Genomic DNA, 23,703 nt, shown 5'->3' on the forward strand with positions numbered 1-23,703 from the left:
GAGTGAGCGTTTACCCGTCCCCTGAGTAGCGAGCGAGGAACGAGCGAGCGTATCGAAGGGGGCGTTCGCACATTCGGATGAACTCTGACGCTCCGCGGAGCGAGTCTGTTTTCGGGGGCTGTGATCCGGACCACGCTTTGCTAGCGTGAAGCCGATCAGTTCTAGCCAAGGGAGTCGTCATGGTTCTGAAGACCAGGGGGAAGGTGGCGGTCGCCGCCTGCGCGATGGCTGTCGCGGGAGTCGCGGGGGCGGTGAATGCGGCACCCGCGGGCGCCGCCGTGACCAATGTGAGAGTCGCGCCCACGAACCTGAACAACTACATCTCCAGCGACGTCGTGGCCACACAATGCCCAATTGGGCTGGTGGCTGAGATCGATGGGCCCGGGCCGGTGACATTCGAGATCACGGGTGTCGGCTCGCCTACCACCAGGACTGTCGAGCCGCAGGAAGACGGGACGGCCACCCTCCTGCACACGTTCTTTTTCCCGGGCGAGTACACAGTCCGGGCGGGCCAGGGCGGCACCTTTTACCCGATCCCGCTAGAACTCAATGTCGGTATGGGCGTATTCACCGGAAGTCTCTGCTTCACGCTCCCGGTCTGACCGCGGGGTGAATTCGTCACGGCAAGTCGCCGGCCGGCGTTCCTAGCGGTTGCCGTTGTCACTAGTCTGTGGCATAACCGATTCCGGATCGCAATCGCGGGGATCGTGATCGAAAAACAACGAACAAGGAGCAGCACATGGCTGTAAGCAAGACCCGCCGCGCACTCGGCGCCGGAGCGGCATTCGTCGGTGTCGGAGCAGCAGGCCTTCTCATGGCCGCGCCTGCGAATGCGGCGGTGACCGGGATCGAGATCACCACTCCTTCGGGCTATGGCTCGGTCGCTGATCGCTACGGATCGAACTGTGAATATGACGTCGAAGCTTCCGTGGACAATGCGTCCGCATCGATTCCAGTCGCATTCACTGTTACCCCTGAAGGTGGTACGGCCTCCAGTCTCGGAAGCGAAGTTCCGACTGGCGACACCGCGTCGACCTCTTGGACGCCTGGCGCGCCAGGGGTCTACGAGATCACTGCCACTCAGGTCATTTCCGAGGACGATCCCACCACTCCCAACGTTGATGAGTACGAGGAGAGCTCCGATTCGATGACCGCTACGGTCGGTACCGGAATCACGGCTCCCGACTTCTCGTTCCTGAATGGGTCTCTCCAGGTCGACCTTCCGTGGGCGGGTGCCTGCATCGTCGTCCTTCCGTGACGATCTGATCACCTGAACCAACGCCAACGGGGCGCTGCGGACACCAGTCCGCAGCGCCCCGTTTGCTGTCCGACCAGCCGCAACAGTCAGCGGGAACGAACTGAGTACGAATGTCTCCAAATGTGTCATATTTCATGTTTGACGCTGCTAACGTTTCCCTTCGCAGCCCCGTCTGGGGTGCGAAGTGAACAGGGAAGACGTGAGAAGTGGAGCAGGTCATGGCCGGTCGGGGTAGTCGGAATCGGATGCGGATCGTTGCGGGTGCAATCGCCTTTAGTGCGGTCACGGCGGCGGGAATTGGTGCCGCGGGGCCGGCCGACGCGGCACTACAGGGAATCGCCATCGACACGCCCGCCGGGTACGGGTCGTCGGCCAGCGGTTCGATGAACTACAACATCTACGGCGCCGGCTGCGCCTACAAGCTCGACGTCATCGTGCACAGTCCGCGCAAGTCGAAGTCGAACCTGAAGGTCACGTCGACCATCAACGGTCAGACGACAACCATCTACAACGCGAAGCCGACGGGTATCGCGGTGCGCCCGGTCTGGCGGCCCACCACGCCCGGGCGCACGGTTCTCACCGCCACGCTCGACGGCGTCACCAAGAAGCGGACGGTCATGGTCGGCACCGGTGTTCAGCTGCCCGACTTCATCCGCGCGGGAGCCTGCTTCGTCTTCCCGATCTACTGACGATTCAGCGGACGGGTCGGTCGAGGAAGAAGACCGGCCCGCCGGCTGACTCATCCAGCCACGCCTGTACGTCGTGGCCGTGTTCGGCTGCCCCGACCAGCGCGCGCATCGCGATGGCGACCGCCGCCTCGCATTCGGCACCGCCCAGCAGGCCGGCCACGCGGGCGTCGAACAGTTCGTCGACGTCGAGGAGCTGTAGTGGTTCGCCGGGCACGTCGACCAGGTCGAGATACCAATCCTCCGCATGCCATCGGCCGTGCTCGTCCGGACCCTGGAACCGACCCACGTCCAGATAGAGCCGCTGTCCGTCGCGATAGCCGCCCTGGTAGTGGAAGATGTTCGCCCGCAGGCCCAGCGTCGGCAGCAACCACGATTCCAGGTGCGAGAACCGTGGATGGTCGGCGGTGCGCGACATGTACAGACCGCGCTCGGTTTCCTCGTAGCGCTCCACTGGCCGCACGTAGCCCTTGTTGTCGGTGTTCGTCATGGCCGGCACGTCGAAGGTCTCACGTTTCGGCGGGTGTGCGGAGTCGGCCATAGCCGAACAGTAGTAGCTGCCCTGGCAGGCGACGGAACATACTTGTCACAGCCCGCGTTTACCCTGGCACTATGGCTTTTGCAGCAGAACGCCCGGTCCTCGCGCATTCCGAGTTCCGGCCCATCGGGGAGATCGAGCGCACCGAGGGGAACTTCCAGGTCGTCAGCGAATACGAGCCTGCCGGAGACCAGCCCACCGCGATCACCGACCTCGAGCGACGTATCACCGCGGGGGAGAAGGACATCGTCCTGCTCGGCGCCACCGGCACCGGCAAATCCGCCACCACCGCCTGGCTGATCGAGAAGATCCAGCGTCCCACTCTGGTGATGGCCCCCAACAAGACCCTCGCGGCGCAGCTCGCCAACGAATTGCGGGAGATGCTCCCCAACAACGCCGTCGAGTACTTCGTCTCGTACTACGACTACTACCAACCCGAGGCGTACATCGCGCAGACGGACACCTACATCGAGAAGGACTCGTCGATCAACGACGATGTCGAACGGCTCCGGCACTCGGCGACGTCCAGCCTGCTGTCGCGCCGCGACGTCGTGGTGGTCGCGTCCGTATCGTGCATCTACGGCCTCGGCACACCGCAGTCCTATCTCGACCGTTCCGTTGAGGTCGGTATCGGCCAGGAGATCGACCGCGATGCGCTGCTGAGGCTGCTCGTCGACGTCCAGTACACCCGCAACGACACCGCGTTCACCCGCGGCAGCTTCCGGGTGCGCGGCGACACGGTGGAGATCATCCCGTCCTACGAGGAACTCGCGGTCCGGATCGAGTTCTTCGGCGACGAGGTCGAATCTCTCTACTACCTGCATCCGCTCACCGGTGACGTTGTGCGCCAGGTCGATTCGCTGCGGATCTTCCCGGCCACCCATTACGTCGCCGGCCCGGAGCGGATGGAACGGGCGATGACGAGCATCGAGGAGGAACTCGAGGCGCGCCTCGCCGAACTCGAGGGCAAGGGCAAGCTTCTCGAAGCGCAGCGGCTGCGGATGCGCACCAGCTACGACCTGGAAATGATGCGTCAGGTCGGCTTCTGCTCCGGCATCGAGAACTACTCGCGCCACATCGACGGGCGTGCCGCGGGAAGTGCGCCGGCAACCCTTATCGACTACTTCCCCGAAGATTTCCTGCTGGTAATCGACGAATCACACGTGACGGTGCCGCAGATCGGCGGCATGTACGAGGGCGATATGTCCCGTAAGCGCAACCTCGTCGACTACGGCTTCCGCCTGCCCTCGGCTGTCGACAACCGGCCGCTCACCTGGGACGAGTTCGTCGACCGCATCGGGCAGACCGTCTATCTGTCGGCCACCCCCGGCCCCTACGAACTCGGCCAGTCCAACGGCGAGTTCGTCGAACAGGTGATTCGCCCGACCGGTCTCATCGATCCCGAGGTGATCGTGAAACCGACGAAGGGGCAGATCGACGACCTCGTCCACGAGATCCGGGAACGGACCGAGCGTGACGAGCGTGTACTGGTCACCACCCTCACCAAGAAGATGGCCGAGGACCTCACCGACTACCTGCTGGAGTTGGGGATCCGCGTCCGCTATCTACACTCCGAGGTCGACACGTTGCGCCGGGTGGAGTTGCTCCGGCAGTTGCGGTCCGGCGAGTACGACGTGCTGGTCGGCATCAACCTGCTCCGCGAGGGTCTGGACCTGCCCGAGGTGTCGCTGGTGGCGATCCTCGACGCGGACAAGGAGGGCTTCCTGCGGTCGACGACGTCGCTGATCCAGACGATCGGTCGTGCGGCCCGCAACGTGTCCGGACAGGTGCACATGTACGCCGACAAGATCACCGACTCGATGCGCAACGCGATCGACGAGACCGAACGCCGCCGCGAGAAGCAGATCGCCTACAACACGGAGATGGGTATCGACCCGAAACCGTTGCGCAAGAAGATCGCCGACATCCTCGATCAGGTGTATCGGGAGGCCGAGGACGAGGCCGTCAAGGTGGGCGGCTCCGGCCGCAACGCCAGTCGCGGCCGGCGCGCCCAGGGCGAGGTGTCCAAGGCGGGCAGCGCAGGCGTCATCGAGAAACGCGACACGGCGGCGATGCCGCGTGCCGAGCTCGCCGACCTGGTGTCGCAGCTGACCGATCAGATGATGTCGGCGGCCCGCGACCTCCAGTTCGAGTTGGCCGGCCGGTTACGTGACGAGATAGCGGACCTGAAGAAGGAATTGCGCGGAATGGACGCCGCCGGGATCAAGTAAATGTGCCGATCCCCACGAACAGCGGACAAACCGGTCCGACTCGAACTAGTCTGCCGGATCAGGGGTTCTACAGTGTGGGGATGACACCTGCCTCGTCAATGTCGGGGCGGACTGACACGTGGAGGATGGATGAGCGCATATCAGACGATCGTCGTCGGCACCGATGGCTCCGAGTCATCGCTCAAGGCGGTCGATCGCGCGGGGGCAATCGCCGGTGACTCGGCGTCGCTGGTGATCGCTTGTGCCTACTTTCCGAATGACCGCGGCGCCGGTGGCGCCGCCGATGTCCTCAAGGACGAGGCCTACCAGGTGATGGGTTCCTCGCCGACCGAGGAGATCCTGCGTACGGCCAAGGAACGGGCCGTCAAGGCGGGAGCGGCCAACGTCGACCCGCGCTCGATCAAGGGCGCACCGGTGGACGCATTGCTCCAACTCGTCACCGACTCGAAGGCTGACCTGCTCGTCGTCGGCAACCGGGGACTGAACTCGATCGCCGGCCGCTTGCTCGGTTCGGTGCCCGCGGACGTGGCACGCAAATCCGCGTGCGACGTCCTCATCGTGCACACGACCTGACCGTCCGAGGTCCGAAGCCCTCGACGTCTCACCAGGCGTCGGGGGCTTCGCCCGTCATATCCGCCAGTTCGTCGGGCAGGTCGTCGGAGTGGATCACCGTGAGACGCTGTGTCGCGCGGGTGAGGGCGACGTACAGATCCGAATAGCCCAACGGAGAGTCGGCGACGATGGCCGCGGGTTCGACGACCACCGTGTTGTCGAACTCCAGGCCCTTACAGGCGCTCACCGTGAGAATCCGTGGCGGCGAATCGATGTCGGCAACGGCCGACAACATCTCCGCATAGTGGCGGTGCGGGACGATGACAGCGGTCAACCCGGCGAGGTCCGGGCGGGTTGCGGCCCGCAGTGTGACCTTCGCCCGGGTGGTCGGATCGGCGCGCACGGCCACCGGCTCGATGCCGTTGCTCCGCAACGATGTCGGCGACGACATCGTCGGGCTGATCCGGCTCAGCACCCGGGTCGCGAACGTCATGATCTCCGTCGGCGTCCGGTAGTTCACCGTCAGCTCACGCAGCTGCCACCGCTCGGCGACGTATGGGCTCAACACGTCACCCCAGGAGCGGGTACCGGCGAGATCTCCCGTCTGCGCGGTGTCGCCGATGATCGTCATCCAGCGGTTCGGGATGCGACGCATCACCATCCGCCAGGCCATGGCCGACAGTTCCTGCGCCTCGTCGACGATCACGTGGCCGAAGGCCCAGTTCCGGTCGCCATGGGCGCGTTCGGCCGTGGTCAGCCGCTGCGTCTCCGTCTGCCGGGCGGCGAGCTGTTCGGCGTCGATGAGGTCATAGGCCATCAGGATCTCCGGATCGAGCTCGTCCTCGAGATCCTGAGGTGCCGATCCGGTGAGGATGTCCAATGCATCCTGCGCGTCCGCGAGCTGCCGACGCCAGCGTTCCCGTTCCGCGCGCTCGGCGTCGTCGGTGCCGTAGCCGATCAGCTCGGCGAGCTCGTCCAGCAACGGGACGTCGGCGGGGGAGAAGTCGCTGCCATCCGGTAGAGCATTCGGATCACGCTGTAGCGCAGCCCGATCAGCATCGGACCAGCCGGGACTGGCCTTGCGCACCGCGGCCGGGTCGGCGTAGAGGTCGCGCAACATCTCCTGCGGGCCCAGCGTCGGCCAGAAGCGCAGCAGCGCCCGCCGGATCTCCGGGTCCTGACCCATCTCGTCGCGGATGTCGGCGATGTCGGCGCCACTCAACAGCTGAGACCCGTCGAGCAGGCTCGACCCGATGGTGCGGGCGTGCGCACGCGCCAGACCATCGAGGGCTGCGCGCACGAACGCCGGCTGGGCCAGGTTGTGTGCCTTGCGGGTGCTGCGGGCCTTGGCCCGGGCCTCCTTGATCAGCTCGGAGTCGATCATCACCTGATAGGTGTCGAACTCCACCGGCTCCGGACGCTTCGGCAGCGACTGGCGGGCGCGGACTGCCCGCTTCAGCAGATCGACCATCCGGAGGTCGCCCTTGATCGCGGCGGCCTGCCGGTCCTCGGCAGCGGTGGCGTGCACGCCCGGGAACAGGTCGCCGATCGTCGACAGCAGCACCCCCGACTCGCCCAGCGACGGGAGCACCTGGCCGATGTAGGTGAGGAAGTCGTCGTTCGGTCCGATGATGAGGATTCCGCTGCGCGACAAGATGTCTCGATGGGTGTACAGCAGGTACGCGGCCCGGTGGAGAGCGACCGCGGTCTTGCCGGTTCCCGGCCCGCCCTGGATCACCGTCACACCGCGATGGGTCGAGCGGATGATCAGATCCTGCTCGCGCTGGATGGTTTCGACGATGTCGGTCATCTCGCCGGTACGCGCCGCGTTCAACGCCGCCACCAGAGCGTTCTCGTTCACCACGTCCCCATGCCCGACGTCATCGGGCGATGCGTCGCCGAGCGTGAGGTACTCGTCGTTGACCTCGCGGACCCGTCGACTCCGGGTGCGGACGTGCCGTCGGCGATCCACGTCCTCGGGCGCGGCAGGCGTCGCGAGATAGAACGGCCGGGACAGCGGAGCCCGCCAGTCCAACAGGAGAGTGGTGTCGGCGGCGTCGTCGTCGAGGACGCCGATACGGCCGATCCGTCGGACTTCACCGTCCTCCAGGTCGAGCCGACCGAAGTACAGATTGTGTTCGGCCGCATCGAACTTCGCCAGATCCTCGGTGTACATCCGCTCGTAGGACTCGCGTTCCGAGCGGGCCTGCGGGGTGCCGCCGCTCTCCCGCAACGTCGATGACAGGCGGCGGCGGGTGTTGGCGCGCATACGGTCGAGGCGCGCATACACGAGGTCGAGGTGTTCCTGTTCCTCGGTGATGCGGGTGTCGACGTCGGTCTCTGTCGAACTCACCGTGACAAGGGTCCTGTCTCGTGCTCGGGGGAAGGGAGGCCTGACGGTCGGGCCAGGCCGGCCGACTGCATCGATGCCGACACCCGTGCTCCGATCCGGGGCTCGCCGAGCCGCCGGCACACCTCGTCTGCCGATCCGTGCAGGGCACGGTCGGGCAGACGGGCGGCAAGCCACTCGATGACCTCGGACTGCGATCCGAGCGGGACCGGTGTGGTCGAATCCGGATCGGTGAGCACACCGTGACGCGGTGCGTACAGCGAGAAGGAGTCCGGGGCGCTATCAGCCGAGAAGAACGGATACTCGTCCGCGGACAGCTCGATCCGACGGTAGTTCGGCTCGGTGTGGTCGAGCATCGTCGCCTCCTCCTCGGTGAGCCATGCGCCGACGGCGTCCAGAATCTCACCAGGAGCGCGGTAGGGGGCAGCGGGAACGTACCCGCGGGCCGAGACATGCGCGGAGTGCCCGACAGCCAGATGTGCCAACGACACCCGCATCATCGGCGGCCCCGGCTCCCCGGTGGCCACGGTCGCCAGCTTGGCGCGCATGACGTCCGCGGACGCGTTGGAACCCACACCGATCACCAGTCGGCGCCCCTCGATCGTCTCCGGCCTCGGCATCAGATCCTCGACAGGATCCGATGCCGTCCACGGATAGTCGTGGGCGGGGAGGGCGGGTGTCATGCGACGATCCGGGGCACCCGACCGGTGGGTATCGGATGCAGGAGCTATGAGCGGACCTCTCGCCAGCGACGTCGGCCCTCCTCGGCGCTTTCGGCGGCCTTGGTGCGTGCGGTGTCGGCGAGGGCGTTGACGTCGTCGACCAGTTCCGGGGCGCGGTTCTTGATCCGCTCCGCGGCATCGGTGGACCGCTCCCGGGCAGCGTCGGCCAGTTCGGGAGCACGATCCTTGATGCGGTCGGCAGCCTTGCTCGAGCGCTTCTGCGCCTCGGCGGCCAGTTCCTCGGCGCGCTTCTGCGCGACCTTTGCCTGTTTCTGCGCGACCTTGGCCTGCTTCTGGGCAACCTTGGCGGCCTTGTCGGTCCGCTTCTGCGCAGCCTTGGATGCCTTGCCGGCCTTGTCGGACTGCTTCTGGGCGGCGTCGGCGAAGTCGGCCGAGCGCTTCTGCGCGGCCTCGGCGAAGTCCGCGGAGCGCTTCTGTGCAGCCTGGGCCAGCTCCGGCGCACGGTGCCGGACGTAGTCGGCTGCCTCGGTGGAATAGCCGCGCGCGGCCTCGGCGATCTCAGGTGCTCGGTGCTTGATGACTTCGGCTGCCTCGCTGGAGTATTCGCGCGCGGCGTCGGCGATCTCGGGCGCCCGGTTCTTGATCACCTCAGCGGCCTCCGCCGAGCGTTCACCGATCGCGTGCGCGCCCTCCTGAGAGCGTTCGGCCAGTGCCTCCCAGGTCGATCCGGACGTTGCGGCGCCGATCGGGATGGCGGCAGCGATCGCGTGGCTCGCATCGGCGGCCTTGCGCCGACCGCGCCAGGCCAGCGATGGTTTGCCCTCGGTGTCGACTGCGGCGATCAGAAGTCCGCCGACGAGACTCACGTTCTTGAAGAACTGGGTCTTCTGCTGGGCGCGTCGCTCCGGGTCGGTCTCCTCCCAGAAGGCGTGGCCGGCGATCGTCGTCGGAACCGTTGAGCCGGCGAGAGCAAGGGCGGCGATGCGGGGAAACTTCCCCGTTGCCAACAGGATTCCGCCGCCGACCTGCACGGCACCATTGATACGGACGAGGGTCTCGGGGTCCGTGGGGACCTTGGTCGTGACGTCGTCGGGCAGCGCCTCGACAGACTTGTCGACGAAACCACGCGCTGTCTCCGCCTTGGCTTTGGGACTTCGCAAGGCGTCGATGCCGGAGGCAACGAACGCGGTGGCGAGCATGGGTCGGGCAATTCGGCGGATCAACACTGACGGCCTCCTCGTGACATGACGCGGATGCTCACCCCCATAGGCTTGAGCGGTGAACCTTATCGAGGTTACCGGTCACCGCCGGAGCCCGCAGATGCCCTGTTCGCGGGCTTCGCGAACCGTCACCAGCCCCGCTCGCGCCACTCGGTGAGCGCGGGACGTTCGGCGCCGAGCGTGGTGTCGGTGCCGTGGCCGGGATAGACGACCGTCGAATCGGGGTAGCGGTCGAAGAGCTTCGACGTCACGTCCGCGAGGAGGGTGTCGAAGTCCCCGGGTTGCCAGGTCTTGCCGACGCCGCCGGGGAACAGGCAGTCCCCGGTGAACAGGTGCACCGTGTCCCCGTCGCGCAGTGCGAGGGCAATGGATCCCGGTGTGTGGCCGACCAGATGGATGGCGTCGAACGTGAGGTCGCCCACGTCGATGGTGTCGCCGTCGTCGATCAGTCGAGCCGGTGTGACCGGGAGCGGGTCGGCGTCGAGACGCCCCGTCGTGGTGGGGATGCCGAGTTTCCCGGCGACCTGCTCCAGCGCCTGCCAGTGGTCGGGGTGCTGGTGGGTGGTGAAGATCATGGCCGGTTCGCCCGGAAGCAGGTCCACGAGCGCGAGCACCCGATCGCCGTCGTTCGCGGCGTCGATGATGAGCTGCTTGCCGGTGTTGCTGCAGGTGACGACGTAGACGTTGTTGTCCATCGGCCCGACCGACATCTTCACGATCGTTGCCGTGTCGAGGGTCCGGCGCTGCGGGTTCGGCGACTCCGAGAGATCGCCGGTGTAGGTGTCGGTGACCGAGACGTCCTGAGTGCTCATGACGCCAGGCTAGGTGACACCCGTGACGGTCGGCGACGATCGACGGTAACCGAGCACGAGTATCGTGGAGCAGTGGTCGACGGCCGTCGCGACGATCTCGTGTGCTCTGCACCAGACTTGTCTGCTCAGCAGAATCTTGTCGGGGGCCGCCGATAAGGTACGCGCGGAGCGGTCCAGCCCAGTCGGCCGAACGCATCCACACTGCTCACCTGCCAGCATCCCGGCGTCAGCCGGACAGCGAAACGAACGAGGATTTGCCAGTGGTTGACCGTCTGATCGTGCGCGGCGCCCGAGAACACAACCTACGAGGGATCGACGTCGATCTGCCGCGCGACAGTTTGATCGTCTTCACCGGGTTGTCGGGTTCGGGGAAGTCGTCGCTGGCCTTCGACACGATTTTCGCCGAAGGGCAGCGACGCTACGTCGAATCGTTGTCTGCCTATGCGCGCCAGTTCCTCGGACAGATGGACAAGCCGGACGTCGACTTCATCGAAGGCCTGTCGCCGGCGGTGTCGATCGACCAGAAGTCGACCAACCGCAACCCCAGGTCGACTGTCGGCACCATCACCGAGGTCTACGACTACCTGCGCTTGCTCTACGCCCGCGCCGGCCGCGCCCACTGCCCGGAGTGCGGTGAGCTGATCGCCAAGCAGACCCCCCAGCAGATCGTCGACCAGGTGCTCGAGATGGAAGCGGGTGTCCGTTTCCAGGTTCTCGCCCCGGTTGTCCGCACTCGCAAGGGCGAGTTCGTCGACCTGTTCGCCGAGCTGCAGACGCAGGGCTTCTCCCGCGCGCGCATCGACGGTGTGGTCCACCAGCTGACCGATCCGCCCAAGCTCAAGAAGCAGGAGAAGCACGACATCGAGGTCGTCGTCGACCGGCTTGCGGTGAAGCCGACCGCCAAGCAGCGACTCACCGACTCCATCGAGACCGCCCTGCGCCTGGCCGACGGCATCGTGGTCCTCGATTTCGTGGACCTCGAGGAAGACGACCCGCACCGCGAACGACGCTTCTCCGAGCGGATGGCCTGCCCCAACGGACATCCCATCGCCATCGACGATCTCGAACCGCGGTCGTTCTCGTTCAACTCGCCCTACGGTGCGTGCCCGGAGTGCGACGGTCTCGGGATTCGCAAAGAGGTCGACGAGGACCTCGTCGTCCCGGACCCGGAGCTGTCGCTGACCGACGGTGCGATCGCGCCCTGGTCCGGCGGCCACAACGCCGACTACTTCCTGCGCTTGATGGGCGGTCTCGCCGACCAGATGGGCTTCTCCGTGGACACGCCGTGGAAGAAGCTGCCGGCCAAGGCGCGCAACGCGATCCTCAACGGCAGCGATCACCAGGTCCACGTCAAGTTCCGCAATCGCTACGGCCGCACCCGGTCCTACTACACCGAGTTCGAGGGCGTCCTGTCGTTCCTCGCCCGCCGGATGGACCAGACCGAGTCGGAGCAGATGAAGGAGCGCTACGAGGGATACATGCGCGATGTCCCGTGCCCGGCGTGTCAGGGTGCGCGGCTGCGGCCGGAGATCCTGTCGGTCACTCTCGACCATCCGACATACGGCGCGATGTCGATCGCGCAGGTGTGTGCGCTGTCGGTGGCCGAATGCGCCGACTACCTGAACGGCCTCAAGCTCGACGAGCGGCAGGCGGCGATCGCCGGCCGCGTGCTCAAGGAGGTGCAGGCGCGCATCACCTTCCTGCTCGACGTCGGGCTGGAGTACCTGTCGCTGGCACGCGCCGCGGGATCGTTGTCGGGCGGTGAGGCGCAGCGCATCCGGCTGGCGACGCAGATCGGTTCAGGGCTCGCCGGCGTGCTGTACGTTCTGGACGAGCCGTCCATCGGGCTGCATCAGCGCGACAACCGTCGCCTCATCGAAACCCTTACGCGCCTCCGGGATCTGGGCAACACACTGATCGTCGTCGAGCACGACGAGGACACCATCCGGGCCGCCGACTGGATCGTCGACATCGGTCCCCGGGCCGGTGAGCACGGGGGCGAGGTGGTGCACAGCGGTAGCTATAAGGATCTGCTGAAGAACCGTCGGTCGTTGACGGGCGCCTACCTCGCCGGCCGTGACGAACTGCCGATCCCGGCGATCCGTCGGCCCATCTCGCGCAAGAAGCAGCTGACGGTCGTCGGCGCGCGGGAACACAATCTGCGGGGGATCGAGGTCGGTTTCCCGCTCGGCGTGCTGACCGCGGTGACCGGGGTGTCCGGTTCGGGTAAGTCCACGCTGGTCAACGACATCCTCGCCACCGTGCTGGCCAACAAACTCAACGGCGCGCGACAGGTGCCGGGCCGCCACACCCGGGTGAAGGGTCTTGATCAGCTCGACAAGCTGGTGCAGGTCGATCAGTCGCCGATCGGACGTACCCCGCGGTCGAACCCGGCGACCTACACGGGTGTGTTCGACAAGATCCGTACCTTGTTCGCGGCGACCACCGAGGCGAAGGTGCGGGGCTATCAGCCGGGCAGGTTCTCGTTCAACGTCAAGGGCGGCCGGTGCGAGGCGTGCACCGGCGAGGGCACGATCAAGATCGAGATGAACTTCCTCCCGGACGTGTACGTCCCGTGCGAGGTGTGCCACGGCGCGCGCTACAACCGCGAGACGCTCGAGGTGCACTACAAGGGCAAGACCATCTCCGAGGTGCTGGACATGCCGATCGAGGAGGCCGCCGAGTTCTTCGAACCGGTGACGTCGATCCATCGGTATCTCAAGACCCTCGTCGACGTCGGGCTCGGGTATGTGCGGCTCGGCCAGCCCGCGCCGACCTTGTCGGGCGGCGAGGCGCAGCGCGTGAAGCTCGCGGCCGAGCTGCAGAAGCGGTCGACCGGTCGCACGGTGTACATCCTCGACGAGCCCACCACGGGACTGCATTTCGAGGACATCAAGAAGCTGCTCGCCGTCATCAACGGCCTGGTCGACAAGGGCAACACCGTCATCGTCATCGAGCACAACCTCGACGTCATCAAGACCGCCGACTGGATCATCGATATGGGACCCGAGGGCGGTACCGGCGGTGGTCTCGTCGTCGCCGAGGGCACCCCCGAGGACATCGCGCTCGAACCGATGAGTCACACCGGCAAGTTCCTGGCGAACATCCTCGACGTCGACCAGTCGGTCGCCTCAGCAGGCTAGACCCGCCCGATACGGCCGCTGATGGTCGCAAGCATCACGCCTCGTCGCCGTCGAGTGGATAATCCAGTTGGGCACGCTCTGCGGTGATGCGGACGGACATAAACGTCGGCGGGGGAGGGTCACGCCGTTCCCTGAGGAGCGAGCTTGCGAGCGTCACGAAGGGCCCCACGCCATAGCCGACCTCGGCGCGATCACGTTCTGGCCGAAGAACTTTCCGTGGTCAGGCCACGGCCAAGTCCGCGTGGACCGGCGGCGGGGTGGTGGCCTTGTCGCTGCGACGCGCGAGGACGATCCCGACGACCACGAACCAGATCGCCATCCCGGCCACGCCGGGGAACAGCACGGTCATGTCGACATCGCGGGTGACGAGCACGAACGGAACCGCCGATCCCGCGGCCGCGCCACCGAGGACGGCAGGGATCGCGATCAACCACCAGAGCGGTCGGCGACGGGTGGCCGTCACCGCGAAGGCCACTGCCAGCAGTGCGGTGCCGAACCCGAAGACCGGGCCCGATACCGCGGCGATCAGCTCATGGGTCCGGGTGATGGGCGCATGTTCACCGGCACGCAGCAGATCCAGTTCGGTGACCGCCAGGATGTGGGGGAGGGTATTCGACCGCGGCGAGACACGCTCCGACCGCCGTCACCGCGACGAACGGTCGGAGCGTGCGGGGTTCGAGCGACCGTGACAGGACGATCAGAGACACCGCGATCAGGGCCGTCCCGACCATCGCGATGACGTGCGACACCACCCACACCGGGCTCTCCAGCATCGTGATCATGTGTGCGTCAAGTGAATCCATCGATCCCCTGGGGTGCATAGGTCCGCCGATGCAGACCAGGAGTCCGCCGACGGCCAGGCCGAATCCGGCACGATTGATGTTCCGCATGAGGACTCCCGGATGGGTGTGAGTAGAATTGGATGAGTAAGACTCAATGAATATAGGTGAGGTCATCTGAATGGCGCAAGGGAAACGGGCATATAGATCGCCGACGCGGGCCGCGCAGGCGGCCGAGACGAGGGCACGTCTGATCGCTGCTGCGCGGCAACTCTTCGCCGAAGGTGGCTGGAATGGCACCACGCTCAAGGCGATTGCGAAGGCGGCGGGGGTGGCCGAACCGACTGTGTACGCCGTGTTCGGCAACAAGGCCGGGTTGGCGATGGCGTTGACCGACACCGCCGACGACGAAGCGGATGTCGCGACCCTCGTCGCCGAGTTGTCGGCTGCCGAGAGTCCACGCCGCCAGATCGAGGCGATGGTGGACTTCGAGGCGCGCATGTACGACCGTGCGGCTGACCTCGTGAGGATCTTGCATGAAGGCGCGCGCACCAGTCCGGAGCTCGCCGACGCCTACCGGGAGGGCTTGTCCCGTGGTGACGCCGGACGACGGCGCGTGCTCTCGGCATGGCCGCCGGGTGTGCTGCGCGCCGGTCTCACGCTGCAGGAGGCGCTCGACGTGTGCTCACTGGCGATGAGCTTCGAACTCTGGGACCACCTCGCGGTGCGCGGGTGGTCGACTGGCCGCATCGCCGAGTGGACCGTGGACATGGTGGCCCGGGAGCTGCTGGCGGACTGACGAGACCGCTCGCCGACGGGGCTACTTGCCCATCGACTTCCTGATCTCCTCGAGCTTCTTGCGAGCCGCTTCGTCGCGTTTGCGCATCATCTCGTCGACCTTCTGGCCCTCCGGGCTCGCATGCGCGAGTTCTTCGCTGCCGATCGCGGTAGAAATCCGGTTCTCGATCTTGTCGCGGACGAAGTCGAAGGTGGGGATGCCGGTCTCGGAGTAATGGGGGTCGGTGACCGGCGGGATGTACCCCGGTGGCGTCGACGCGCCCTGCGGCGTCGGATCGGGCACGATCTCACCCTCGACGACGTTCGGATCCGGGTCCTGCGGTGTCTGGCTGGTCACCCCTCCAGCGTACGTCGGTGAGATGTCAGCGGCGACGATCTCGAACCGGGCCGGTGTACTTCTCGCCGGGACCTTCGCCTGGCTCGTCCGGGTATGCGCTGGCGTCACGAAAGGCCAACTGGAGCTGCTTGAGCCCGTCCCGGATGGGTGCGGCATGCACTCCGAGGTCGGGGCGCGACGCGTCGACCAGGCCGGCGAGGGCGGTGATCAGGCGGCGTGCCTCGTCGAGGTCGATGTCGTCGTCGGTGGCGCCCTCGGCCAGACCGAGCTTCTCCGCCGACGCGCTCATCAACATCACGATCGCCCGGGTGATGACCTCGATCGCCGGAATATCGCCGAGATCGCGAATGTTGTCAATATCGGTCTGCTCCAGACCGGGCACTCCGTCATCGCCGGCCGCGGCACCCGTATCGGGCATCTGCGCAGGTGACGAATAGGAGTTCTCGGTCATGGCTGTTAGACTCCCACAGTACGACCGCCCCGGTTTGCGCCGGGGTCGCAAGTGGAGTTCCGCTCCCACCGTCACGACGCGGGTTCACCGCAGTTGGACGGTCCGGTTCACGCCGACAGTCGCGACGCCTCTGAGCAGCACGGACATGTCGGTTCGACATGTGTGTCGGCGAACCGGTCGGTAACGGAGCCCTGCGGATGCCACCAGCGTCCCGGGGCTCTTCTGCTGAGAGCGGCCCCCTGCCACCCAGTCACAATTCCTGGCGGTCACCAGAGAAGAACTGATCAAGGAGGCCCCATCAGCACTGAGACCCGCATCAACGAGCGCATCCGCGTCCCAGAGGTCCGACTCGTCGGACCGAACTCGGAGCAGGTGGGCATCGTGCGTGTTGAAGATGCGCTTCGCTTGGCCTACGAGGCCGACCTGGACCTGGTCGAGGTCGCGCCCGACGCACGGCCACCCGTGTGCAAGATCATGGACTACGGCAAGTTCAAGTACGAAGCCGCCCAGAAGCAGCGCGAATCGCGTCGCAACCAGCAGATGACCGTCATCAAGGAGCAGAAGCTCCGCCCGAAGATCGACGACCATGATTACGAGACCAAGAAGGGTCACGTCATCCGGTTCCTCGAAGCAGGGTCCAAGGTGAAGGTGACCATCATGTTCCGCGGCCGCGAACAGTCCCGCCCCGAATTGGGATTCCGGTTGCTGCAGCGCCTCGGAAACGACGTCGCCGACTACGGATTCATCGAGACCTCGGCCAAGCAGGACGGCCGCAACATGACCATGGTGTTGGCACCGCACAAGGGCGCGAAGACCCGCCAGAAGGCGCAGCAGCAGAGCCGCGATCGCGGCGGCAAGACTGCGGCCAGAGACGAACAGACCAGCCAGTAACCGGAACGGCACACTGCCCGACCGGCGCAACTGACCACCAGCGCGCGAGACGCACGCCCGTCCGACCACGGGTGTGCACTCGCTCGCCCGAATGAAGGAAGAACATGCCGAAGAGCAAGACCCACAAGGGCACCGCGAAGCGATTCAAGGTCACCGGCAGCGGCAAGATCGTTCGCCAGAAGGCCAACCGTCGCCACCTGTTGGAGCACAAGTCGTCGCGGCGCACCCGCCGTCTCGACGGCACTACCGTCGTGAGCGAGAACGACGCCCCGCGCATCAAGCGACTGCTGAACAAGTGACCCCCACCGGGACATCCCCGGCGACGGTCGACCACTGACATCTGACGAACAAAGGACTGACACATGGCACGCGTGAAAAGGGCGGTGAACGCCCAGAAGAAGCGTCGTTCGACCCTCGAGGCATCGAAGGGCTACCGCGGACAGCGTTCGCGTCTGTACCGCAAGGCGAAGGAGCAGCAGCTCCACTCGATGACCTACGCCTACCGGGACCGCCGCGCCCGCAAGGGTGAGTTCCGCAAGCTGTGGATCGCGCGTATCAACGCCGCGGCCCGCGCCAACGACATCACCTACAACCGCTTCATCCAGGGCCTCAAGGCTGCCGGTGTCGAGGTGGACCGCAAGGTCCTCGCCGACATCGCCGTCACCGACCCGGAGGCCTTCACCGGCCTGGTCGAGGTGGCCCGCAAGGCGCTGCCGGGCGACATCAACGCCCCGGCCGCCTGATCGACGGATCAGACCGCACACGACCCGCGATGGAAGTTCTCTCCGAACGTTCGTCGCGGGTCGTGTCGTATGCAAAGCTGCACCGCGCGACGGTCCGCCGAGCCGAAGGGCGGTTCCTCGTCGAGGGGTCCAACTCGGTGACCGCCGCATTGGAGACCGGCCGTGCGCAGCGCCTGCTCGTCCGGGAGGCCGACCTGTCGCGGCACGCATCGGTGCTCGACGAGGCGCGCGCATCCGATGTCCCGGTCGAGGTGCTCTCCGAACGTGCCGTGGCGAAGCTGTCCGAATCGACCACGGCACCCGGGATCTTCGCGATCTGCGAGCTCCTCGACCAGCCGCTGTCGTCGGTGCTCGAGAACGAGCCATGGCTGCTCTCGATCGCGGTCGAGCCGCGGGAGCCCGGCAATCTGGGCACCCTCATCCGCTGCGCCGACGCGATGGGCGCCGACGCGATGATCCTGCTCGGTGACGCGGTCGATCCGCACAACGCGAAGTGCGTACGGGCCTCCGCGGGCAGCCTCTTCCACGTTCCGGTGGTCCGGCACCGGGACGTCGCCGCCGGGCTGCAGGCCATCAGGGCAGCCGGGATCACCCTCTTGGCCACAGCCGCCGACGGCGAACTCTCCCTCGATGATGCCGACGACGTCCTCTCCGACCGGACCGGATGGCTGTTCGGCAACGAGGCGCACGGGTTGCCCGACGACGTCGCCGCCGACGCCGACAATCGTGTCGCCATCCCCATCCGAGGTCGAGCGGAGAGCCTGAATCTGGCTGCGGCAGCGGCCATCTGCCTGTACGCGAGTGCGCGCCGGCACAGCGAGGCATAACAGGCAGCGACCAGACGCGCACCCTCGCGCCCCTGCTCCCTGAGGAGCGAGCCTCCTCCCTGCCGTTGCACCCCCCGCTCCCTGAGGAGCGAGCTTGCGAGCGTCACGAAGGGCCCGGTACGTCGATGGGCAGCCGTCGTCGGCGGGTATTTGCCCACCGCTTCTGCGTAGTTGTGCTCAGGCCCGAACGGGCCGAACACGCGAGGCTTGGCGCCATGACCAGCAACAGCGCGCCCGCGCGCCGCAGAACACTGCCTTCGGTGACCGATCTCGACGCCCTCACCGGTGACCGCGACCGGGTGATCGACCTGATCCGGCTGACATCGCTCGTGGTCGTCATCGCCGGCCATTCGGTGATGCTCACGGTCGTCGTCGAGCCGGAGGGGTTCGTGCTGGGCAATCTGCTCGCCGACATCCCGATCCTGCAGGCGGTCACCTGGTTACTGCAGGTCCTTCCGCTGTTCTTCTTCGCCGGCGCGGCCGCGGCAACCTATGGGCTCTCCTCGAGACCCACGACCTCCACCGGGCATTGGCTGCTCACGCGGGCGCAACGCCTGCTGCGGCCCGTGTTCTGGTATCTGCTCGCGGTGGCCGCCACGGCCCTCATCGCGGTCGCTCTCGGTGCCGACGCGGCTGCCGATGTCGTCGCTCGCCTCGGTGTCCAACTCTTGTGGTTTCTCGGCGCCTATCTGCTCGTGCTCGCGGTGGTGCCGACGCTGCAGCGCATCGCGACGCCGCGGCACGTGGTGGGGGCGCTCGGCCTTGCGTGGGGCGCGACGGCTGCGGTCGACGTCATCAGGTTCGCGACCGGCTGGCAGGGGATCGGCTACGTCTCGTTCCTCACCGTCTGGTCGATCCCGGCGATCCTGGGTGTGGCATACGCCAAACGCTTGGTGACGCCGATCGCAGCAGCGTCGGTCGCCGCGGTGTTCTTCGTTCTCGACATCATGTTGGTGGCGGCGGGGCCGTATGAGCTGTCGTTGGTGACGGTGCCGGGGCAGGAACTGTCGAACATGAGTCCGCCGAGCCTGTTGCTCGCCGGGCACGCGATCGTGCTGTGCGGCATCGCCATCGCAGCGGCCCGGATGCTCGCTTCGATCGTGGGGCGCGCGCGGGTGTGGTGGTGGGTGGCCGTCGGAAACCGCGGTGCGATGACCCTGTATCTGTGGCATCTGCCGGTACTCGCCTTCCTCATCGGCGCCGGCGAGCTGATCGGTCTGTCTCGAGACCCGGGTCAGCACCCGGTGTTGTTCACGGTGGTCGTCGGCACGCAGACCGTCGTGCTGCTCGCGCTGATGGTGCCGGTCGTGGCGGCACTCTCCCCGCTGGAGAACCGCGAGTTGCTGTGGTGGGACGGCCCGGTCGGCCGGAACGCCGGGCGAGCCCGTGACCGCGTCGTCGTCGCGGCGCTCGTCGTCACCGGTGTCGCGACACTGATGATGGCGCGCGACGGGCTCCTCGGCGACGGGCTGGTCTGGGCCGGCCTGTCGGTCGGCGGAGCCGTCATCGCGAGGTCGGTAGCGGTTCGGTCGTCGCCGTGAGCGGTGCGTGCGGTCAACCTGCGCCGTGGCGTCGGGACGCGCTCGTCTACTGTTGTAGCCGCACCTAGACGCCTGTTTTCAACCGAGGAGACCGCCGACCGTGGCCACCCCCGCCGACGACGCCCCAGAGATCCGGTTCCCGGAACCGCAGGAACTCGATGCCGCGGCCGCGGCCGCCGTCGCGGCCTTCGAGGCGGCCGGTGACCTCGACGACCTCGCGCAGGCCAAGACCGCGCATCTCGGCGACCGCTCACCGATCGCGCTGGCGCGCCGCGCCCTCGGCAGCCTTCCGAAGGATCAGCGATCCGCGGCGGGCAAGCTCGTCAACGAGGTGCGCGGCCGGGTCAGCGCAGCACTCGACGTCCGCACCGCAACGCTGCACGCCGAGCGCGACGCCGCGGTCCTCGTCGCCGAATCCGTCGACGTCACCCTGCCGAGCGCACGCCGCAGGATCGGCGCCCGCCACCCGATCACGGTGATCGCCGAACAGGTCGCCGACGTCTTCGTCGGTATGGGCTGGGAGATCGCCGAGGGACCGGAGGTCGAGACCGAGCACCACAATTTCGACGCCCTCAACTTCCTCCCGGATCACCCGGCCCGGTCGATGCAGGACACGTTCTACATCGCCCCCGAGGGATCCCGGCAGGTGCTGCGGACCCACACCTCGCCGGTGCAGGTGCGGTCCATGCTCACGCGCGACCTGCCGATCTACGTCGCGTGCCCGGGCCGGACCTTCCGAACCGACGAACTCGACGCCACCCACACCCCGGTCTTCCACCAGATCGAAGGACTGGCAGTCGACAAGGGACTCACCTTGGCGAATCTGCGCGGCACCCTCGAGGTGTTCGCCCGGGCACTGTTCGGGCCGGAGACCACCACCCGCATGCGGGCCAGCTACTTCCCGTTCACCGAGCCCTCCGCCGAGGTCGACGTCTGGTTCCCCGGCAAGAAGGGCGGACCCGGCTGGGTCGAGTGGGGCGGCTGCGGCATGGTGAACCCGAATGTCCTGCGGGCCAGTGGAATCGATCCGGACGTGTACTCGGGATTCGCTTTCGGGATGGGGCTGGAGCGCACTCTGCAGTTCCGCAACGACATCTCCGACATGCGCGACATGGTCGAGGGTGACATCCGATTCACCGTCCCGTTCGGCCCGGCGGTCTGACCGCCGACATGCCCACTCCCGCAATCCCATATTCGCGAAGAGCTCGAGCGATGAAAGTAGTTGGTTGACGTGCGTGCCCCCCAGTCCTGGTACACCGAGGTGCTCCGGCAAGGCGACCCGCAGTGGTCGGCGACCGCGGAGGACATCGACCACGCCTTTGTCCGGGTCGGATTCGAGATCGAGGACATCGACGAATTCCCCACGATCACCGGGCCTTTGGTCATCGGCCGGGTCGAGACAATCGAGGAACTCACCGAATTCAAGAAGCCGATCCGCTTCTGTACGGTCGCCGTGGGTGAGGACGAGCCGCGCGGGATCGTCTGCGGTGCACGCAACTTCGCCGAGGGCGACCTGATCGTCGCGGCGCTTCCGGGCGTGGTCCTGCCGGGGCCGTTCGAGATCGCCTCCCGCAAGACATACGGCCGCATCTCCGACGGCATGATCTGTTCGGTGTCGGAGTTGGGGATCGGCACCGACCACAGCGGCATCCTGGTGCTCGCGCCGGGCACCGCCGAGCCCGGCGCCGATGCGCGTGAGGTCCTGGGCCTCGACGACACCGCGATCGACGTCAACGTCACCCCTGACCGTGGTTACGCGTTCTCGGTTCGCGGACTGGGGCGGGAGCTGGCGGGCAGCTTCGGAGTGCCGTTCGTGGATCTGGGTCTCGGTTTCGGGGCGCAGGCGGACCCGGCACACTCCGAGCCACCTCTAGTCGCGACCGGTGACGCGTGGCCGGTCGCCATCGACGACGACTCGTCCGCCACCCGCTACACCGCACGTGTCATCACCGGTGTCGATCCGTCCGTCGTGTCGCCGTGGTGGATGCAGAAGCGCCTGATGGTGGCCGGAATCCGGCCGATCTCGGCGATCGTGGACATCACCAACTACGTGATGATCGAACTCGGCCAGCCGCTGCATGCGTTCGACGCCGACAAATTGACCGGGACGATCACCGTGCGCTCGGCCCGCGCCGGCGAGAAACTGACCACCCTCGACGATGTCGAGCGGATCCTCGACCCGGAGGATGTCGTCATCGCCGACGAGACCGGGCCTATCGCGCTGGCCGGCGTGATGGGTGGTGCCGCAACCGAAGTCGGTGACGTGACGACCTCCGTGTTGCTGGAGTCCGCGACATTCGACCCGGTGCGTGTCTTCCGCACGGGGAAGCGGCACAAGCTGACGTCGGAGGCGAGCAAGCGTTTCGAACGGACCGTCGATCCACAGATCACCGCGGTGGCCTCGGATCGGGCCGCGCAGTTGATCGTCGACATCGCGGGTGGCGCCGTATCGTCGCCGCTGAGTGATGCCCAGGTGCGGGTCGCGGCGCCGGCCCCGATCCTGATCCCTGCCGACGAACCGGACCGCACCGCCGGCATCAGCTACCCCGCGGGGACCACGAGCGCCCGGCTGCGCGAGGTCGGTTGCATGGTCGACGGCTCGGAACCACTCGAGGTGACCCCTCCGTCGTGGCGACCGGACCTGAGCCAACGCGCCGACCTCGTCGAAGAGGTGCTGCGTCTGGAAGGTCTGGAGGACATCCCGGCGGTGGTGCCGCGCGCGCCCGCCGGAACCGGTCTCAACGCGGTGCAGCGTCGTCGGCGTTCGGTCGGCCGCACCCTGGCGCTCGACGGCTTCGTCGAGGTCCTGCCGTACCCGTTCATGCCGACCGGGGTGTTCGACACCTGGGATCTACCGGCCGACGACGCACGGCGACGCACCGTCACCGTGCTGAATCCACTGGAAACCGATCGGCCCGAACTCAACACCACGTTGCTGCCCGGTCTGCTGGAGATGACGGCGCGCAACATCGCGCGCGGTCAACGCGACCTGTCGCTGTACACCATCGGGCAGGTGGTCTTCGCCGGTGACCACGTCGAACCGGTTGAGGCGCTGGACGTCACGAAACGGCCGACAGACGACGACATCGCGGCGCTCGACGCGTCGCTGCCGTACCAGCCACTACACGTCGCCGTCGCACTCACCGGCCTGCGCGAACCGGCGGGGCCGTGGGGTCCCGGCCGCGTCGCCGATCACGTCGACGCGTTCGAAGCCGCGCGGACGATAGCGCGTGCCGCGGGTGTCGACGTGGTGCTGTCGGCGACCGACCATCGTCCCTGGCATCCGGGCCGGTGTGCGCGCCTCACCGTCGACGGCCGGACCATCGGCCATGCCGGTGAACTGCACCCGGCCGTCCTGGAACGGGCGGGTCTCCCGAAGCGACTGTGTGCCGTCGAGATCGACCTGGACGCTGTGCCGATCGTCGAGAATCTGCCCGCGCCACAGGTGTCGCCCTTCCCGGCGGTCCTGCAGGACGTGGCCGTGGTGGTGGCCGATACCGTGTCCGCCGCGCAGGTGCAGGACGCGTTGACCGCCGGTGCCGGCGACCTCCTCGAGGCGATCGACCTGTTCGACGTGTTCACCGGCGACCAGGTGGGTGCGGGGAGCAAATCGCTCACCTTCGCGCTGCGGTTCCGTGCCCCCGACCGCACCCTCACCGAGGAGGAGGCCAACGCCGCCAAGATGGCGGCCGTCGCCCACGCGGGGGAGACGATCGGCGCCCGCCTGCGCTGACCGCGCCGACGACCCCCTCGTTGGTCGAGTAGCCGCGACTGTGCGACCAGGCGTCCCCTCTTTTCGCTGGTCGAGTAGCCGCGCGAGCTCCCCTCGCTGGTCGAGTAGCCGCGCGAGCCTGCGAGCCGGC

At 66.9% G+C, this 23,703-nt stretch carries 23 protein-coding genes; 14 read left to right on the forward strand and 9 right to left on the reverse strand.

Features of this window, described 5'->3' with window-relative positions; genetic code table 11:
* Positions 1 to 179: 179 nt before the first annotated feature.
* From VZC37_RS19715 to VZC37_RS19725, 3 genes are all read left to right on the forward strand, one after another.
* On the forward strand, positions 180 to 602 hold the full coding sequence (locus tag VZC37_RS19715) for a hypothetical protein (RefSeq protein WP_330434886.1): 423 nt from the start codon (positions 180 to 182) through the stop codon (positions 600 to 602).
* Between the two features lie 137 nt (positions 603 to 739).
* Positions 740 to 1,258, forward strand: coding sequence for a hypothetical protein (locus tag VZC37_RS19720; RefSeq protein ID WP_330434888.1), 519 nt, complete (start codon positions 740 to 742; stop codon positions 1,256 to 1,258).
* A gap of 218 nt (positions 1,259 to 1,476) precedes the next feature.
* Positions 1,477 to 1,947, forward strand: coding sequence for a hypothetical protein (locus VZC37_RS19725; RefSeq protein WP_330434889.1), 471 nt, complete (start codon positions 1,477 to 1,479; stop codon positions 1,945 to 1,947).
* A 4-nt stretch (positions 1,948 to 1,951) separates the two neighbouring features.
* Here the strand turns inward: VZC37_RS19725 and VZC37_RS19730 are convergent, their stop codons facing one another.
* Complete coding sequence (locus VZC37_RS19730; protein ID WP_330434892.1) at positions 1,952 to 2,485, reverse strand: ribonuclease FAU-1 family protein; 534 nt, start codon at positions 2,483 to 2,485, stop codon at positions 1,952 to 1,954.
* Between the two features lie 71 nt (positions 2,486 to 2,556).
* Between VZC37_RS19730 and uvrB the strand changes: the two genes are divergently transcribed.
* Together uvrB and VZC37_RS19740 are read left to right on the forward strand one after the other, a co-directional pair.
* On the forward strand, positions 2,557 to 4,713 hold the full coding sequence (gene uvrB, locus VZC37_RS19735; RefSeq protein ID WP_330434894.1) for an excinuclease ABC subunit UvrB: 2,157 nt from the start codon (positions 2,557 to 2,559) through the stop codon (positions 4,711 to 4,713).
* 129 nt (positions 4,714 to 4,842) lie between these two features.
* Complete coding sequence (locus VZC37_RS19740; RefSeq protein ID WP_330434896.1) at positions 4,843 to 5,286, forward strand: universal stress protein; 444 nt, start codon at positions 4,843 to 4,845, stop codon at positions 5,284 to 5,286.
* A 28-nt stretch (positions 5,287 to 5,314) separates the two neighbouring features.
* Here VZC37_RS19740 and VZC37_RS19745 read toward each other — a convergent pair whose 3' ends face one another.
* The 4 genes from VZC37_RS19745 to VZC37_RS19760 form a co-directional block, all read right to left on the reverse strand.
* Entirely contained in the window at positions 5,315 to 7,618 is a 2,304-nt protein-coding gene (locus tag VZC37_RS19745; RefSeq protein WP_330434898.1) for a HelD family protein, read from the reverse strand.
* Positions 7,615 to 8,298: a hypothetical protein gene (locus VZC37_RS19750; protein ID WP_330434900.1), complete on the reverse strand. Its 684-nt coding sequence runs from the start codon at positions 8,296 to 8,298 to the stop codon at positions 7,615 to 7,617. The genes VZC37_RS19745 and VZC37_RS19750 overlap by 4 nt, the downstream gene beginning before the upstream one ends.
* A gap of 44 nt (positions 8,299 to 8,342) precedes the next feature.
* Positions 8,343 to 9,524, reverse strand: coding sequence for a DoxX family protein (locus VZC37_RS19755; protein WP_330434902.1), 1,182 nt, complete (start codon positions 9,522 to 9,524; stop codon positions 8,343 to 8,345).
* Between the two features lie 122 nt (positions 9,525 to 9,646).
* Complete coding sequence (locus VZC37_RS19760) at positions 9,647 to 10,330, reverse strand: MBL fold metallo-hydrolase (protein WP_330434905.1); 684 nt, start codon at positions 10,328 to 10,330, stop codon at positions 9,647 to 9,649.
* Between the two features lie 260 nt (positions 10,331 to 10,590).
* Between VZC37_RS19760 and uvrA the strand changes: the two genes are divergently transcribed.
* Entirely contained in the window at positions 10,591 to 13,473 is a 2,883-nt protein-coding gene (gene uvrA, locus VZC37_RS19765; protein WP_330434906.1) for an excinuclease ABC subunit UvrA, read from the forward strand.
* A 220-nt stretch (positions 13,474 to 13,693) separates the two neighbouring features.
* Here uvrA and VZC37_RS19770 read toward each other — a convergent pair whose 3' ends face one another.
* Both VZC37_RS19770 and VZC37_RS19775 read right to left on the reverse strand, forming a co-directional pair.
* On the reverse strand, positions 13,694 to 13,948 hold the full coding sequence (locus tag VZC37_RS19770) for a hypothetical protein (RefSeq protein ID WP_330434908.1): 255 nt from the start codon (positions 13,946 to 13,948) through the stop codon (positions 13,694 to 13,696).
* Positions 13,949 to 14,030: 82 nt separating this feature from the next.
* Complete coding sequence (locus VZC37_RS19775; protein WP_330434909.1) at positions 14,031 to 14,363, reverse strand: hypothetical protein; 333 nt, start codon at positions 14,361 to 14,363, stop codon at positions 14,031 to 14,033.
* Between the two features lie 70 nt (positions 14,364 to 14,433).
* On the opposite strand from VZC37_RS19775, the gene VZC37_RS19780 reads away from it, so the two are divergent.
* Entirely contained in the window at positions 14,434 to 15,051 is a 618-nt protein-coding gene (locus tag VZC37_RS19780) for a TetR/AcrR family transcriptional regulator (RefSeq protein WP_330434912.1), read from the forward strand.
* 21 nt (positions 15,052 to 15,072) lie between these two features.
* Here VZC37_RS19780 and VZC37_RS19785 read toward each other — a convergent pair whose 3' ends face one another.
* Together VZC37_RS19785 and VZC37_RS19790 are read right to left on the reverse strand one after the other, a co-directional pair.
* On the reverse strand, positions 15,073 to 15,387 hold the full coding sequence (locus VZC37_RS19785) for a PspA domain-containing protein (RefSeq protein WP_431309454.1): 315 nt from the start codon (positions 15,385 to 15,387) through the stop codon (positions 15,073 to 15,075).
* A 25-nt stretch (positions 15,388 to 15,412) separates the two neighbouring features.
* On the reverse strand, positions 15,413 to 15,838 hold the full coding sequence (locus VZC37_RS19790; RefSeq protein ID WP_330434914.1) for a DUF1844 domain-containing protein: 426 nt from the start codon (positions 15,836 to 15,838) through the stop codon (positions 15,413 to 15,415).
* A 255-nt stretch (positions 15,839 to 16,093) separates the two neighbouring features.
* Here VZC37_RS19790 and infC point away from each other — a divergent pair, with 255 nt between their 5' ends.
* The 7 genes from infC (at position 16,094) to pheT (ending at position 23,573) form a co-directional block, all read left to right on the forward strand.
* Positions 16,094 to 16,729, forward strand: a complete 636-nt coding sequence (gene infC, locus VZC37_RS19795; RefSeq protein WP_330434988.1) for a translation initiation factor IF-3 — start codon at positions 16,094 to 16,096, stop codon at positions 16,727 to 16,729.
* Positions 16,730 to 16,833: 104 nt separating this feature from the next.
* A complete protein-coding gene (gene rpmI / locus VZC37_RS19800) occupies positions 16,834 to 17,028 on the forward strand; it encodes a 50S ribosomal protein L35 (RefSeq protein ID WP_330434917.1) in 195 nt (64 codons plus the stop codon).
* A gap of 63 nt (positions 17,029 to 17,091) precedes the next feature.
* The gene (rplT, locus tag VZC37_RS19805) at positions 17,092 to 17,472 is read left to right on the forward strand and encodes a 50S ribosomal protein L20 (RefSeq protein ID WP_330434919.1); all 381 of its coding nucleotides are present in this window, start codon (positions 17,092 to 17,094) and stop codon (positions 17,470 to 17,472) included.
* 29 nt (positions 17,473 to 17,501) lie between these two features.
* The gene (locus tag VZC37_RS19810) at positions 17,502 to 18,299 is read left to right on the forward strand and encodes a TrmH family RNA methyltransferase (RefSeq protein WP_330434922.1); all 798 of its coding nucleotides are present in this window, start codon (positions 17,502 to 17,504) and stop codon (positions 18,297 to 18,299) included.
* Positions 18,300 to 18,514: 215 nt separating this feature from the next.
* Complete coding sequence (locus VZC37_RS19815) at positions 18,515 to 19,840, forward strand: acyltransferase family protein (RefSeq protein WP_330434924.1); 1,326 nt, start codon at positions 18,515 to 18,517, stop codon at positions 19,838 to 19,840.
* Between the two features lie 100 nt (positions 19,841 to 19,940).
* Positions 19,941 to 21,002 (forward strand): phenylalanine--tRNA ligase subunit alpha, encoded by a 1,062-nt coding sequence (pheS, locus tag VZC37_RS19820; protein WP_330434926.1) that lies wholly within the window; start codon positions 19,941 to 19,943, stop codon positions 21,000 to 21,002.
* A gap of 69 nt (positions 21,003 to 21,071) precedes the next feature.
* Positions 21,072 to 23,573 carry a phenylalanine--tRNA ligase subunit beta gene (pheT, locus tag VZC37_RS19825; protein ID WP_330434927.1) on the forward strand — a complete coding sequence of 834 codons (2,502 nt, stop codon included), beginning with the start codon at positions 21,072 to 21,074 and terminating at the stop codon, positions 23,571 to 23,573.
* The last annotated feature ends 130 nt before the right edge of the window (positions 23,574 to 23,703 follow it).

The sequence above is a fragment of the Gordonia sesuvii genome (genome assembly GCF_036350415.1).
Lineage (GTDB): Bacteria > Actinomycetota > Actinomycetes > Mycobacteriales > Mycobacteriaceae > Gordonia > Gordonia sesuvii.